Below are 12,955 nucleotides of genomic sequence, written 5' to 3' on the forward strand. Positions count from 1 at the left end.
TCGTGCTTGTCGTAGCCCAAGTGGGCGGTCATCTCCGCTTCCAGGCCGGCTTCGAGGACCAGCTTCGTCAGCTGGGCCAGCAGGCCGCCTTCGCCGGCCAGGCTGATCCCGTCCGCCTGGGCCCGCTCCGCGAGCAGACGCACCAGTTGCGCGTCACCGGCGTCCCACTCCACCTGGCGGCCGTTGGGCCGATCCGGCATGGGGGTCTCGTAGGCCGGCGGAACCTCCACCATCGTGTCACTCACGGCGTATCCTCACTCTCGGGGAGTTACACCGTTATTTCTACAGGCCCCATCCAGGAACCGACGGAACTTCTCGGCGACCTCCTCATCCTCGAACGTCCGGAACTTGTAGGCGTCGCGGATCTCCCAGGCGTGCTCGTAGGCCGTCTTCAGCCGCTCGGTGTACCGCTTCACGCACGACGGATCAGCGATGCCCAGCTGCTCGGCGAGGTACTCCACCACCGGCCACGGCACGTCCAGGGGATCCTCCAGGAACACGCCCAAGTACCGCACGGTCGTGGCCTGCAACATGATCCCAAGTCGATTGTGATCCCCTCGCCGGTCGGTGATCAGACCCTTGTCCGCGTCATCGAGGAAGAAGAACCGCTCCAGGTCCGTCCGCGACGGCACCCCCTGAAACCGCCTATACGCCGCAACCTGGGCATCGGTCAAAAACTCCAGCGACACAACCCGGACCGTAGTCGATCAAAAGTACAGTGGAAGGTCAGACAGACGAACTCGCCATACTCCGGCCTAGATCATCGCTAGCGCCAACGGCTGCACGAGTCCTCCTTGACCCCCAGGGTCGTAGGCGACAGCGAATCTCGGCACCATCCGGAACGCACCGACGTGACTGTAGATCACAACGCGGAGAGAGGTCACCGCGAGGAAGACCGGGCCGGTGGGGAAGTTCCGTGCAATCCCGGTGGGTCGTTCGCGCCGAGCATCGAGGGCCCCTTTCGCGAGACCACCGACGACGCCACCAACGACGCCGCCAACTCCGGGGACGACGCCGCCAACTCCGGGGACGACGCCGCCAACTCCGGGGACGACGCCACCGAGACCTCCAACCAGGTCTGCGCCCAGCGTGCCCCAGTGACGGCAGAGGTGGACGCTGACGATCTGCTCGCCTGGCAGCAACGTCTGGCGTGCCCGACGGGCAACCACCCGCCTGTAGTCCAGAAAAGGAAAACCCATGGCCACGCCCCCCGCGAAGAAAGTCCGCCGTCACCCCGTGCACGGGGTGACGGCGGACACCGCCCATTCGTGATCATCTCATCACATCCGGCCGCAGAGGCAGCCTGCGTATCCACGGCAAAGGCGACCAGATCCGCCAGGTCCCCATCCACCCACCGCTGCGCGCCGCGTTCACCGGTTGGCTCACCGAACGCGCGGACTGGCCCGGCGCCGAGGGCCCCCCGCTGTTCCTCAACCAGCAGGGCGGCCGGCTGTCCGCCGCCGGCGCCCACACCATCATCATCACCACCATCGCCGCAGCCGCCGGCCTCGACGAGAAGACCACCGCCCACGTCCTACGTCACACCTTCGCCACCAGCCTCGAAATGCGCAATGTTGCATCTGATGCAACATTCGGCAGAATCCGCGATTGCGCGGTGGCAGGGCTTCTCACGCCGGCCGATCTGTCGGCGAGCCGCTGTGATGGCTGGGCTGACCTGGGCCGACGGGTCGATTGTTGCATCGAGTGACGCGATGTTGCATCGAGTTCCGTTGCATTGGGCGCAACGATGTTGCAACCAGCACAAGCGGCACCGAGGAGAAGAGCCCAGGCCAGTCGCCTCGTCTGCGCGTGCTGCGCACCAAGATCGCCAGTGCCGCAGGCTGATCCAGGACAGCTAGAGCTCCGCGAGCCTGGACCGCCGGCTCCCGAGTCGTATGCGGACCCAGGAATCGATCATGACCAGCCGAGGAATACAACGCGGTCCGAACATTGCCGCCTACCAGTTTCCGAGGCGGCACCGACCTCGTCACCGTCGCCGAACTTCTCGGCCACACCCGCCTCGAAACCGTCCGAATCTATACCAAACCCACCGAAGACGACAAGATCCGCGCCCTCGACCACCTCATCACCGACGAGTAACACTCCACCGCATGATCGCTACGGCGGCTTCCGGTCGTATTCCGGTCGCCCCCGATGTACGGCCGCCTCCAAGTAGTGAGCGGCCCAGGCCTCGATCTGATCGGGGGCGTCGAGGCCGCCGACGGGGAGCGGGACAACCTTTCGTGAAGGCAGTCGCCGCGCAGAACCGGCGGTGGGGCTTCGGACGGACCGTTCCCGCTTCCTGAAAGTGTTGGCGACGACGTATGCGGTTCTGCCAAGGTTGGCCTGTGGTCGACGAGCTTCCCGACGGTCTGGTGCTGCGCCATCCCCACGCCGGCGATCAGCGGCGTGTCCTCGCCGTGATGGACGTCTGGTGGGCGGGTTTCGGAGGCGACGCCGGGTCGCTGCAGCGCAGCCTGCTGCTCCCGCGGTTGTTCTTCCAGCACTTCACTGACAGCAGCTACCTGGTGGAACGCGACGACGGTCGCCTGGTGGCGTTCCTCATCGGTTTTCTGTCGCCGTCCCAGCCCGAGGTCGCCTACATCCATTTCGTCGGGGTCGATCCGTCGCTGCGCCGCTCCGGTCTCGGTGCGTGCCTCTACCGGCGGTTCTTCCAGCTCGCCGCTGCCCGGGGCCGCAGCCGGGTGCGGTGCATCACCAGCCCCGGCAACGCGGCCTCGTGGGCGTTCCACACCGGCCTCGGCTTCCAGGTCGAACCCGGCGACATTATGATCGACGGCGTCGCTGTCCAGCGCGACTACGACGGGCCGGGACTGCCTCGCGTTGCCTTCACCCGGATGCTCACCGACCAGACGTCACCGATGCTCGCACCGGCGGTGACCGTCCGAGACGTGCGTGTCTGTTTTCTTGGGGATTCCTTCACCGCAGGTGTGGGTGACCCCACCCACCTGGGCTGGGTGGGGCGCCTGACCGCACGCACCGAACACAGGGGCCTGCGCCTCACCGCCTACAACCTCGGGATCCGCGGGAACACCTCGGCGCAGATACGGGCCCGGTGGAGGCAGGAGTGCCTACCGCGTCTGCCCGAGGCATGCGAGGCCCGGCTGGTGCTGTCGTTTGGGGTCAACGACATGACCCAGGACGGCCACGGCCTGCGGGTCCCTCCTGACAGGTCGGTGGCCAACCTCAGGTCCCTTCTCGCCGAAGCGCTGCCGGTCCTGCCCGTCCTGATGGTCGGACCGCCCCCCTCAGGGGATGCGGGGAGAGACGAACGCGTCAGGGCACTCGACGAGCAGTACGCCAGCCTCTGCGCGGCAAAAGACGTTCCCTACGTCAGCGTATTCACCGCGCTGGCAGAGCAGCCGTCCTGGCAGCAGGGGATCGCCGACGGCGACGGCGCCCACCCCGCAGCGGTCGGCTACGAGCAGCTCACCAACCTCGTCTTCGACCCGTGGTGGCGCTGGCTCGAAGATCCCCGGTCTGGAACAGAGCTGCCGCGAGACCGAGCGGCGTCCGGAGCTGGTCCGCGACGAGTTCCTGGCGCGTTGCCGCGCTGAGCGGATCGAACCGCCAGCCGGATCGAGAGGTCCGCGCTGTACCAGGCCGAGTAGACGCTGACCGCCCGGATCGCCGGGCGTCTGCCTGCCGATCCAGCAGCACCCACAGGGACCGCTCGACCCGCGTATCGTGCCAGAGAACGCTTGCGTCATGCCCAGCGGGGCGACGAGGTCTGGCTCGAGCTGACCCCAGCGCTGCGCGGCACGTGAACGGTCGGTCGTCCAGGTACGGTCGTGGACGCTGACCAGTCCGGCAACGGCCAGGGGTCCCGGTAGTAATCGCCGAGAATCCAACGCTTGGCGTTGGTGATCAGTGGTCGGTGATGAGGGTGTCGAGCGCGGCGGCGCGGTCGGCGCTGGTGGGCTGGGTGTAGATCCGGATCGTCTCGAGCCGGGTGTGGCCCATGAGATCGGCGACGATGACGAGATCGATCCCTCTGGGGGTCCAGCCAAGGTGAGGCCGAAAGCGGCGACGGGACGATCTTGAGCGGGGTTGTGCCTGTTCAGGTCGAGTTACTCGGCGACGATGAGGTGGTCGAGTGCTCGGATCTTGTCGTCTTCGGTGGGCTGGGTGTAGATCCGGACTGTCTCGAGCCGGGAGTGTCCGAGCAGCTCGGCGACGGTGACCAGGTCGGTGCCGCCGCGTACGAGGCTGGTGGCGAAGGTGTGTCGCAGGACGTGGGCGGTGGTCTTCTCGTCCAGGCCGGCGGCCTCGGCGTCGAATCTCGCCGGCGATCTGCGCGCCCTTGGTGAGCGGGAGGCCGCTGTCGAGTTGTACCGGCAGGCCTGGACCGGTCGCCGACGACGTCTCGGTGACGACCATCCCGACACCCGAGACAGCGCCGGCAAACTCGACCTTCTGCTTGAGCAGCTCGGCCGGCCACCCGAGGCCCGCCTGGCCCTTGACCGCATCACACCTGAATGATCTTGTTGGGAATTCGATCCCTTCCCGAACATGATCATTTCTGGTCGATGGTGTGCGCGATTCACAACATCAAAATATGCGGGAGAACGTGTCACCTCCTGGTCGCGCCAGCTGACTCGCTGGGCGTCGAGCCGGGGCCGGTTCTCGCGCTTTCCCAATGTCGTCACGCGGTTTGTCTCGGCGCGGTAACGTGCGGTGATCGGCAGCTTGCTGCCCCGGTTCCGAGATGTCCTGGGATAGCGGGCTGAGGGTGATGCGTGGATCGGAGGGCGCCGTGACGGCGGAGCGTGACGAGCTGGTGCTGGCGGTCGAGGAGCTGGCGGGGATCCAGAACCGCGATGACGTGGAGATGTCCGACGGGGCGGTCGGCGACACGGGCGAGAACCGGGACGGCTGAGACCGGCGACCCCGCGCCGTGGGATGGACCACCGCCTGGTCCTCGACACCGAGTGGGCGCTGGGCTGGTCCGGGGCGGCCGGGTCCGTCTCCCGGTTTCAGCGCGGCCGCCTGCCTGACCCTGAGCTGTGCGCGCGGTTGTTGACGCCGGGCCGGCTTCTTGACCTTGTGATGCGCCGCAGCCTTGCGCCCCCGCAGTTGCGGCTGCTGCGTGATGGTGTCGCGCTGCCCGCGGACGAGTACCTCGACACGACGCCGTCCCGACGGGGCCAGGTCGTCCCGATGGTCGACATGCGCCGGCTCGCGGGGTGTCTGGCGGGCGGGTGCACGCTTGTGCTCGACGCGGTGCAGCGGTTCGATCCGACGTTGGAGGTCGCGTGCCGGGCGTGGCAGTGGCGGTCACGGGCGGCGGTGCAGGTGAACATCTACCTGACCACCGGGGCCAACGAGGGCCTGGCGCACTGGGATGACCACGACGTGCTCGTCGTCCATCTGGCGGGGGAGAAGCGGTGGGAGGTCCGTGGCGCGTCGCGGGTCTCGCCGCTGTTCCGGGACGCCGAGCGGAGTGTCGACCCGCCGGCCGGTGTCGTCTGGTCGGGGGTGGTGCGCGCCGGTGACGTTCTGTACCTGCCTCGTGGCCATTGGCACCAGGCGGGCCGGGCCGGCCTGGGCGAGGGCTTCAGCCTGCATCTGACGTTCGGTTTCTCCCGGCCGACCGGCGTCGACTGGCTGGCCTGGCTGGCGGACCAGTCCCGCAGGCAGGTCCTCTTCCGCGGCGACCTGGACCTCACGAGGCAGGAGAAGGACCGGGAGGTGTTCGCGGCGGCGGTCGCGGAGTTGGTTGAGGGCTACGGGCTGGCTGACTTCGTCGCGGACCGGGAGAGTTCCCGGCCCCCGGGCCGGCACGTGTGGACGGCCGGGATCTTCGGCCCGCCCGCCGCCGTTGTCTGCGCTACGGACTTCCCGCCCCGCCTGGACGACACAGGACAGGGCTCGGTGGTCCTCACCGCGACCCACAAGAAGATCACCTTCGCGCGGGCGGCGCTTCCCGCGCTCACCCCGCTGCTGTCGGGGAACCCCGTCGAGGTCGCGCGGGTCGCCGCGGTTACCGGTGTCGACGCGGCCCGCCTGGCCGAGGTGCTGGTACGGGAGGGCGTGTGCGCGGAGCTGACCGACGAGTTGTCCTCGGGTTACACCGGTCTGACCACCGCAGGCAGCTACTCACCGACGCCCTGACCGCCGGGATCCGCGCGCTCGACACCGCCAGCAACTACCACGGCTTCGCCGCGCACCGGACCCTGGCCCGCGAGGCCGCCGATCTTCTCGATGAGTTCACGATCTCCACGAAGGTCGGTTTCGTCCGCCAGGACGGCGGCGTCGAGCACTGCCTGGATCCCGCGCGGCTGCGTGACGCGGTCACGGCGTCGGTGGACGAGCTCGGCCGACCGCCCGGCACCATCCTGCTACACAGCCCCGAACGGTCGCTGCGCGCCGGCGACCCCCTGGCCGCCTTCGCGCGGCTGCGCGCCGCGTGCGCCGTGCTGGAGGACGCGGTCGCGGCCGGGCTGTGCGCCGGGTGGGGCATCTCGTCCTGGGACAGCGCGCCACTCACGCGTGCGCTCGACGCCGGCCGCCAGCAGCAGGAGGCGCTCCCGCGGCCGGACGTGCTCATGGTGCGCGCGGGCCTGGCCGTCACCGGCGACGCGCTGGCGGCCAGCGAACGCACCGCGGCACTGCTGGCGGTGCCGTCCGAGGGACGGTGGGGGATGAGCCCGTTCGCGGGCAACGCCGGCGATCCCACCTGGCGCAGGATCAGCCCGGGGATCTTCCTGCGGCCAGGCCAGCAGGTCGGGGCGCTACCGGCGGCGTTCCGTCTCGCCTTCGAGCTTCCCCGCGTGACGGCCGTCGCCGTCGGCTCCGCTGATCCCCGGCACCTGCGGGACCTCGCGGCGGCCGTCGACCTCGACGTCGACGCCGGGCAGGTCGCGCGCTACCGGGGGCTGCTCGTCACGCGGCGGGTTCAGGCCTGAAGGTCCTTGAGCAGGATCTCGACGGCGACGCGCGCCGGGTCGAACAGCGCGCCGGCGTAGTCCGGCGGCGCCGTGACGATGTCCGCGCACAGGAACAGCATGACGATCTTCCCGGTTCTGGTGCCCAGCTCGGCGGCGAACTCGTCGCGGACCCGGTCGGCCAGCGCCGGCACGGCAAGCGAGTTCACCCACAGGTTCGCCGCGTCCAGCCCGAGCGGGGCCTGTCCCCAGTCCTCCCAGTCGAGCAGCACGCACTCGGGCGCGGTGAGATTGGCCCAGTTCAGGTCGGCGTGCGCGGGCGCCCACCGCTCCAGCGTCGTCTCGATCCGCTCGGCGAAGGCCCGCCCGATCGTCGCGCTCACCCGCGCCTGGCTGATCGGCTCGGTGTGCGGGGTCGCGACCCGGGTCGTCACCGCACCGGCGAGCGCGGCCAGCGACCCGGTCAGCGTCGACCACCAGGCATCGTCCAGCCCCGGGTCCTCGGTGAGGATCCCGCCCGACTGGACCGGGCGGGCCGCGACGTAGTCCGTCTCGTCCGCCCGCCACATCAGCCCGGCCTCGGGATCCGCCCAGGAGATGCCCTGGTGCCAGCGCGGCAGCGCGACGCCGCGCAGCACCGCCGCGGACTCGGTGCCGTTCCAGCCCTGGCCCATCACCTTCGCCACCGGCCGCGCCTCGACCCGCACCCAGGTACCCGCCTCGCTGGGAAGCCCGATCGAGCGCCGCTTGCGTACCGCACCCGCACGATCCAGCCGCGTCCCCAGGGACCGCTCCACCCGCCCGAGGACCTCATCGTGAGACCCGGACCTGAGATCCAGCCTCGGCATCTGGGACACGGCACACACCAATCTCCGGGGGCGGCCAACGACACGTGCACCCGTGATCGTAGGCCGCCGACCGTCTCGATCTTGTCGACAATGGAACGTTTTCGGTCCGTCACTTCGTGGCCCGACGGCCGCGAGTGGCCGCCTGCGGGCGCCAGCCGGTCAGCGTGTCGGCGGTCAGGGCGTGCTGGCCCATCGCGTCGGCGAGGAAGGCGTCGTAGGCCTCGGCGGGTGAGCCGTCGTAGAGCGGGTCGACCTCGTCGTGCCACTGGCGGACCCAGGGCATCACCTCCCGCAGGCCGGCGAGCAGCGGGGCGAGCCGGTCGGCCCCCCCAGCCGTCGTTGTCCTGCCGCTCGACGATCAGCGTGGCCAGCGCCTGGGCCTGCTCGCGGTGATCCCAGCCCGCCCAGCCGACCAGCAGCGTCGGGTCGTTGTCCGGCCCGGCCGGCGGGTAGGAGATGAACCGTTCCTTGGGCACGTCGAGCTTCCCGCGGGCCCGCCAGTAGGACGTCTTACGGAAGTCGGCCTGGGCGTACTTCGGCGGGACGGGGATCGCGTCACGGATCTCGGGGTCCGGGGAGGAATGGAGCAGGAAACAGCGGTACAGCGTTCAGTTCTCTGAACACTGCTGTGTGAGGCTGCGCGGGTGAACGACGACTGGTGGGTGGGGTTCCGGCGGGAACGGCGGGTCCTGGCTCGGGTGCGTCGGGCGGCGTGGCGCCTGGAGCAAGCCGAACGGGAACGGGTCTGGGCGCTGGCGTCCGCCCGCGCCGAGGGGGTGTCGGTACGCAAGGTCGCGGAGGCGGCGGGGCTGTCCCCGTCCCGGGTGCACCAGCTGACCCGGGACGCCAACGCCGATGCGCTCGACACCGGGCTCGGTGAGCTACGGGCCGCCGGCTGGCCTGCGCCGGAAGACCCGGCCGGCAGCGACGACGAGGAGTTGTCCGGCCGGGAGCAGGTCGCAGACCGGTTGGACGACGAGGTCGGCTGGATCCGCCGCTGCGCTGACTGGCTCGATCACCTGGAGCGCGAGCCGTATCGGGGTGCAGCCAAGGTACGGCGGAAACCGGCAATAGGCGGGTAGCGGGGCCAGTAGTGGGTGCGGGTTTGGGCTACTGGCCCGCGCGGCGTTGGAGTACCTGAGCCTGGAGGCGGTCGTGGAGCTCGGCTTCCTCGGGTGTTTCCGGCTCGCTGCGCTGCCGGATCGGGGCGGGCTTGGGTCGCAGCGTCACGCGGTCGTTCGCGGCGGCCTGTTCGGCTGCCGCCTCGGCTTCGGCAAATGCCCGGTAGAGCGAGGCGACGGACGGCGGCTTGCCCTTGTTCTTGCCGGCCCGTGACTAACATGATCCACGGAAACGGCGCTAGTGATGATCTTGAGCAGTCTCCGATCTTGGATCGGCCCTTGAGGACCAGCGCTCGGAGAAGTCCCGATAGGCAGGATCATCTTCGGTGGGCAAGCCAGCGCCGTCCAGCAGGGGCAATAACGATCGTTTTCGCCCCCGTACGGATCGGCAGCCGCACAGGCCGCGAACCACCCCTGAACCGGTAGCGAAACCATGTAGCAAAACCGGCATGTAGCACAAGACCTCCAACCACCGTTTTCGCTACATTGAAGCCTTACCGCGCCGGGAGGCCACCATCAAAGATCACGTCATCCTCAACGACGACCCAGCCGCGCGCGAGGACCTCATCGGACTGGCCCGGGTATCCACCGACGCCCAGGAACTTGCGCGCCAGATCGACGCCCTCAAGACCGCCGGCTGCGCCCGGATCTACCTCGACAAGGCATCCGGCGTCAAGGGCACCACCCGGCCCGGCCTGACCGCCGCCCTCGATCACATGCGCCGCGGCGACACCCTCGTCGTGCTCGACCTGACCCGGCTGGGCCGCGACACCCGCGAACTCCTCGCCATCGTCGAAGACGACCTGCACGCCAACGGCCGCCACTTCCGCACCCTCGACGGCATCGTGCTCGACACCAGCGACGACATGTGCGGCGAACTGATCTTCACCGTGTTCGCCGCCATCGCCAAGTTCCAACGTCAGCAGATCGTCAAAGGCACCCGCGAAGGCCTCGACGCCGCCCGCGCCCGAGGCCGCGTCGGCGGCCGTCCTCGCGCCCTGACCTCCGAACAGATCGCCGACGCCCGCATCCTGCTCGGCGCCGGACAAACCCGAACCGCCGTCGCCGCCAAGCTGCGCGTCTCCCGATGGACACTCAGCCGCGCCCTCGACACCGCGTCCCGCTGACGGCCGCCACCGGGTGCCAACGCTTGACCGCAGCGGACAGCCCCAGCCCCATGCGCGGATCGCAGAAGAGGACGGTCTAGTTGTCGCCTCGGTGTCCGTCGCGGACCACCGCTAACCCGCCGACCCGGGTCGTGATGCCCGCCGGCCCGCGTCGGGCCGAAGCGAGCACGCTGGCCGGTCGACCGAGGGTGTCACCCTGCTCCACCTCGATCGCGACCGTCTGTGCCCCTGTCGTGTCGAGCAGGTGGGCGGCCAGGCAGCCGGTGCTGTTGGCGTTGGCGACGTCCTCGTCGACACCGATCGCCGGCGCGAACATCCGCGCCGCACCCGGTCGGTCGCCCACCGGCGGTGCGTACACGAAACAGCCGAGGAGCCCGTACCGCTGGCACGCCGCTGTCAGCCTGCCGAGGTGTGGGTGGACTCGGAGCAGCGCCGACCGGTCGTGAACCGGTACCAGCATGCGTGGTGCGCCGGGCGCGGCGATCCGTGGCGCGTCGGTCGGATGCGGGTCGTCCGCGGTGAGCCCGAGCGCACCGGACGATCGCGGTGCGCTCGTCCGGTGCCGGGTGACGCAGCGCGACGAGGCCCTGGTCGAACCACACCTCGATGCCGGCGGGGCGGTGGATCGCGACGGTGTCGAACGTGCGCCCGCCGGTGTGTTGGCGGTCGTTCAGCTCGCCCAGCGCGGTGCGGGTCAACCGGACGGCCTGCGCGGCAACGGTGCCGTGGCCGCAGCCGGACAGTTCGGCGGTGGCGGTGAAGAACCGGACCGGCCAGCCACCGTCCGGCGTCCGCCCCGGGCCGAGGAACGCCGCGTGCGAGGTGCCGGCCGCAGCAGCGACCGCACGCCGGTCCGCGTCCGTCGCCGCCGGGTCGTCGTCGGTGACGGCCGTGGGGCTGCCGCCCCGGCCGTCGCGCCGCACGCACGCATCAACCACCGTGACATCCGGCCAGGACATCGGCCCACCTTTGACGCTCAACGAACCAGCAACCGCGAACGGTGTTCCGCCGATAGCCGGACCTGGCCGCAACGGCCGACCGAACGCGTCCCGGACGCGTACCGTCCTGCCTCAGCCGGTGCCGTCCTGCACCGGATAGTGGATGATGACCGCACCGCCGGTGGCGTAGTTGGCGACATCGGCGGCCACCCGCTGGCCTTGCGGCGACGCCCGCGCCGCGGCCATGGCGGCGGCGTTAGCGAAGTCGCCTTCGAAGACCGCGAAATACGGCGCTTCTCCCTTGGTCGCCGCCACGTCGAAGCTGTAGCGCCACGCAAGCAGGCCGGGCATATTCATGACCAGTGGAAGGTGGTTGGTCACGTAGTAGTCGCGGAAGTGGTCAGGGTCGGCGGGCTTGGAATATAGGACCACCAACTTATGCATGACGACCTCCGTCCAGATCAGGGTCGGCGGGCTTGGAATACAGGACCACCAACTTATACATGACGACCTCCGTCCAGAGACGAGACCATAACACTCCGGGTGACCTGGGAGCTCCTGCTAAGAACCAGGGACGACACGGAACGGTTCGGATCGCCTCAAGATCCGATGCACTGTCATCGGCTCCGGAAGGGGCCGTGTTGCTAGAGTTGGAACCAGTAAGGGGTGGGGCCGGAATACGAGCGAAACATGCCAGGCCTTGTTCCGCCGCTGGTAGAGGTCAGCGCGGGTCGCCTTGATAGGGATCGTTAGGATTCCGTCATCCTGGTCCCTGTGATCTTCAAGGTGTGTGTTGGCATCGATCGACCGCACCGCCTACCCGAGGTTCCGCGAGAGCGTCGCGGCGCGGGAGTTGGTCGAGTCGTTCACACCTACAGCGGACGAGGCTGGCTGGGCGCGAGGGAAGACGACCGCTGACCAGACCTTCCTCGTGCTGGTGATATGGCTGAAGTGCTACCAGCGGATGCGCTATTTCCCCGGCCTGGACGAGGTTCCCGACGCGGTGGCCGGTCACATACGCACCGCGCTGGGACTGCCGGACAGTGTGGCGGTCGGGGTGGAAGCGGTGCGCTCAGCTGCGCGGTATCGCGACTACGTGCGCGAGCGCCTGGGGGTGAAGTACGACGCGGCGGATGTGCGCGGCATCGCTGAGACGGCGATCCGAGCGGCAGCGGCCACGAAGGACAACCCGGCCGACCTGATCAACGTGGCGTTGGAGGAGTTGCTGGAATCTGGTCGGGAGTTGCCCGGATATACCACGCTGGACCGAATGGCGGCCAAGATCCGCGCTGAGGTGAACCGGGACGTGTTCGCCGCAGTCACTGGGCGGATCACTCCGGGGCAGCACGCGAGGCTGGCCGAGCTGCTGGTGGTGGACCCGTCCAGTCGGCGCAGCCGGTTCGACCGGCTCAAGGACCCGGCGAGGGCCGCGACGATCGGCAAGTTCAAGGCCCGCCTGGCGCACCTTGCCGACCTGGACGCGCTCGGGCCGACCGGCGCATGGCTGCAAGGGGTTCCGCCGGGCAAGATCTCGCACTTCGCTGGCGAGGCGCGGGTCACCGACGTCGCGGATCTCGTCAAGATCGGCGAGGAGAAGCGGTTCACGCTGCTGGCCAGCTTCATCCACGTGCTGCGCACCTCCGCTCGGGACGAGGTGACCGAGATGTTCTGCAAGCGCATGGCGGTCATCCACAAGAAGGGCCGGGCCCGGCTGGAGGCGCTGCGCGAGGAGCATCGCGCCGAGTCCGAGCGGCTGCTGGAGGTGTTCGGCGATGTCCTGGCCGCGGTGCGCGAGGCTGCCGAACCGGCCGGCACGGCGAGCGCCCCCGACGCCGAGAAGGACACCGGCACCGCGACGATCGATGCGACCGGCAGCGGCCCCGTCGACGGTGCGGGTGAACCCGCAGCCGAAGACGGGAGGTCCGCGGCGGCGCGGACTGGGGAGATGGTCCTGGCGGTGCTGACGGCCGGCGGAGGCCTTGCGGCGCTGAGCGCGTCGCACGAGGCTGTGGC

At 69.4% G+C, this 12,955-nt stretch carries 15 protein-coding genes and 4 pseudogenes; 10 read left to right on the plus strand and 9 right to left on the minus strand.

The annotated features are described in order from the left end of the window. From U9983_RS23090 to U9983_RS23100, 3 genes and pseudogenes are all read right to left on the minus strand, one after another. Window positions 1-200, minus strand: a pseudogene (locus U9983_RS23090) (IS256 family transposase); the annotation flags it as partial. Between the two features lie 90 nt (window positions 201-290). Then, window positions 291-689, minus strand: a pseudogene (locus U9983_RS23095) (DUF4158 domain-containing protein); the annotation flags it as partial. A gap of 66 nt (window positions 690-755) precedes the next feature. Continuing rightward, window positions 756-1,199: a hypothetical protein gene (locus tag U9983_RS23100; protein WP_322756029.1), complete on the minus strand. Its 444-nt coding sequence runs from the start codon at window positions 1,197-1,199 to the stop codon at window positions 756-758. A gap of 104 nt (window positions 1,200-1,303) precedes the next feature. On the opposite strand from U9983_RS23100, the gene U9983_RS28075 reads away from it, so the two are divergent. The 3 genes from U9983_RS28075 (at window position 1,304) to U9983_RS23110 (ending at window position 3,578) form a co-directional block, all read left to right on the plus strand. Next, the gene (locus U9983_RS28075) at window positions 1,304-1,708 is read left to right on the plus strand and encodes a tyrosine-type recombinase/integrase (RefSeq protein WP_416211495.1); all 405 of its coding nucleotides are present in this window, start codon (window positions 1,304-1,306) and stop codon (window positions 1,706-1,708) included. Window positions 1,709-1,950: 242 nt separating this feature from the next. Next, window positions 1,951-2,100 (plus strand): hypothetical protein, encoded by a 150-nt coding sequence (locus tag U9983_RS23105; RefSeq protein ID WP_322756030.1) that lies wholly within the window; start codon window positions 1,951-1,953, stop codon window positions 2,098-2,100. 248 nt (window positions 2,101-2,348) lie between these two features. Then, a complete protein-coding gene (locus U9983_RS23110) occupies window positions 2,349-3,578 on the plus strand; it encodes a GNAT family N-acetyltransferase (RefSeq protein ID WP_322756031.1) in 1,230 nt (409 codons plus the stop codon). Between the two features lie 513 nt (window positions 3,579-4,091). Here the strand turns inward: U9983_RS23110 and U9983_RS28080 are convergent. Continuing rightward, window positions 4,092-4,280, minus strand: coding sequence for a tyrosine-type recombinase/integrase (locus U9983_RS28080; protein ID WP_416211496.1), 189 nt, complete (start codon window positions 4,278-4,280; stop codon window positions 4,092-4,094). On the opposite strand from U9983_RS28080, the gene U9983_RS28085 reads away from it, so the two are divergent. From U9983_RS28085 to U9983_RS23130, 4 genes are all read left to right on the plus strand, one after another. After that, on the plus strand, window positions 4,264-4,503 hold the full coding sequence (locus U9983_RS28085) for a tetratricopeptide repeat protein (protein WP_416211494.1): 240 nt from the start codon (window positions 4,264-4,266) through the stop codon (window positions 4,501-4,503). The genes U9983_RS28080 and U9983_RS28085 overlap by 17 nt on opposite strands. A 253-nt stretch (window positions 4,504-4,756) precedes the next feature. Then, window positions 4,757-4,900: a hypothetical protein gene (locus U9983_RS23120; protein ID WP_322756033.1), complete on the plus strand. Its 144-nt coding sequence runs from the start codon at window positions 4,757-4,759 to the stop codon at window positions 4,898-4,900. Between the two features lie 23 nt (window positions 4,901-4,923). Then, window positions 4,924-6,135, plus strand: coding sequence for a JmjC domain-containing protein (locus tag U9983_RS23125; RefSeq protein ID WP_322756034.1), 1,212 nt, complete (start codon window positions 4,924-4,926; stop codon window positions 6,133-6,135). Beyond that, window positions 6,057-6,929 carry an aldo/keto reductase gene (locus U9983_RS23130; protein WP_322756035.1) on the plus strand — a complete coding sequence of 291 codons (873 nt, stop codon included), beginning with the start codon at window positions 6,057-6,059 and terminating at the stop codon, window positions 6,927-6,929. Before U9983_RS23125 ends, U9983_RS23130 begins: the two co-directional genes overlap by 79 nt. Here U9983_RS23130 and U9983_RS23135 read toward each other — a convergent pair. Beyond that, the gene (locus tag U9983_RS23135) at window positions 6,920-7,756 is read right to left on the minus strand and encodes a hypothetical protein (RefSeq protein WP_322756036.1); all 837 of its coding nucleotides are present in this window, start codon (window positions 7,754-7,756) and stop codon (window positions 6,920-6,922) included. The two genes, U9983_RS23130 and U9983_RS23135, sit on opposite strands and share 10 nt — an antisense overlap. Before the next feature lie 109 nt (window positions 7,757-7,865). Further along, window positions 7,866-8,310 (minus strand): annotated as a pseudogene (locus U9983_RS28090) (DUF7008 domain-containing protein); the annotation flags it as partial. Between the two features lie 90 nt (window positions 8,311-8,400). Here U9983_RS28090 and U9983_RS23145 point away from each other — a divergent pair. Further along, window positions 8,401-8,838, plus strand: a complete 438-nt coding sequence (locus U9983_RS23145) for a hypothetical protein (RefSeq protein WP_322756038.1) — start codon at window positions 8,401-8,403, stop codon at window positions 8,836-8,838. 533 nt (window positions 8,839-9,371) lie between these two features. On the opposite strand, the gene U9983_RS23150 is transcribed toward U9983_RS23145, so the two are convergent. Then, window positions 9,372-9,593, minus strand: coding sequence for a hypothetical protein (locus U9983_RS23150; protein ID WP_322756039.1), 222 nt, complete (start codon window positions 9,591-9,593; stop codon window positions 9,372-9,374). Here U9983_RS23150 and U9983_RS23155 point away from each other — a divergent pair. Then, complete coding sequence (locus U9983_RS23155; protein WP_322756042.1) at window positions 9,492-10,004, plus strand: recombinase family protein; 513 nt, start codon at window positions 9,492-9,494, stop codon at window positions 10,002-10,004. The genes U9983_RS23150 and U9983_RS23155 overlap by 102 nt on opposite strands. Window positions 10,005-10,080: 76 nt before the next feature. Here U9983_RS23155 and U9983_RS28095 read toward each other — a convergent pair. Next, window positions 10,081-10,963, minus strand: a pseudogene (locus tag U9983_RS28095) (PhzF family phenazine biosynthesis protein). Between the two features lie 111 nt (window positions 10,964-11,074). Beyond that, entirely contained in the window at window positions 11,075-11,386 is a 312-nt protein-coding gene (locus U9983_RS23170; RefSeq protein WP_322756040.1) for an EthD family reductase, read from the minus strand. A gap of 349 nt (window positions 11,387-11,735) precedes the next feature. Here U9983_RS23170 and U9983_RS23175 point away from each other — a divergent pair. Continuing rightward, the coding region (locus U9983_RS23175) for a DUF4158 domain-containing protein (protein ID WP_322756041.1) at window positions 11,736-12,955 on the plus strand (1,220 nt) is incomplete at its 3' end.

It is taken from the genome of Protofrankia sp. Cas3 (genome assembly GCF_963555955.1).
GTDB lineage: Bacteria > Actinomycetota > Actinomycetes > Frankiales > Frankiaceae > Protofrankia.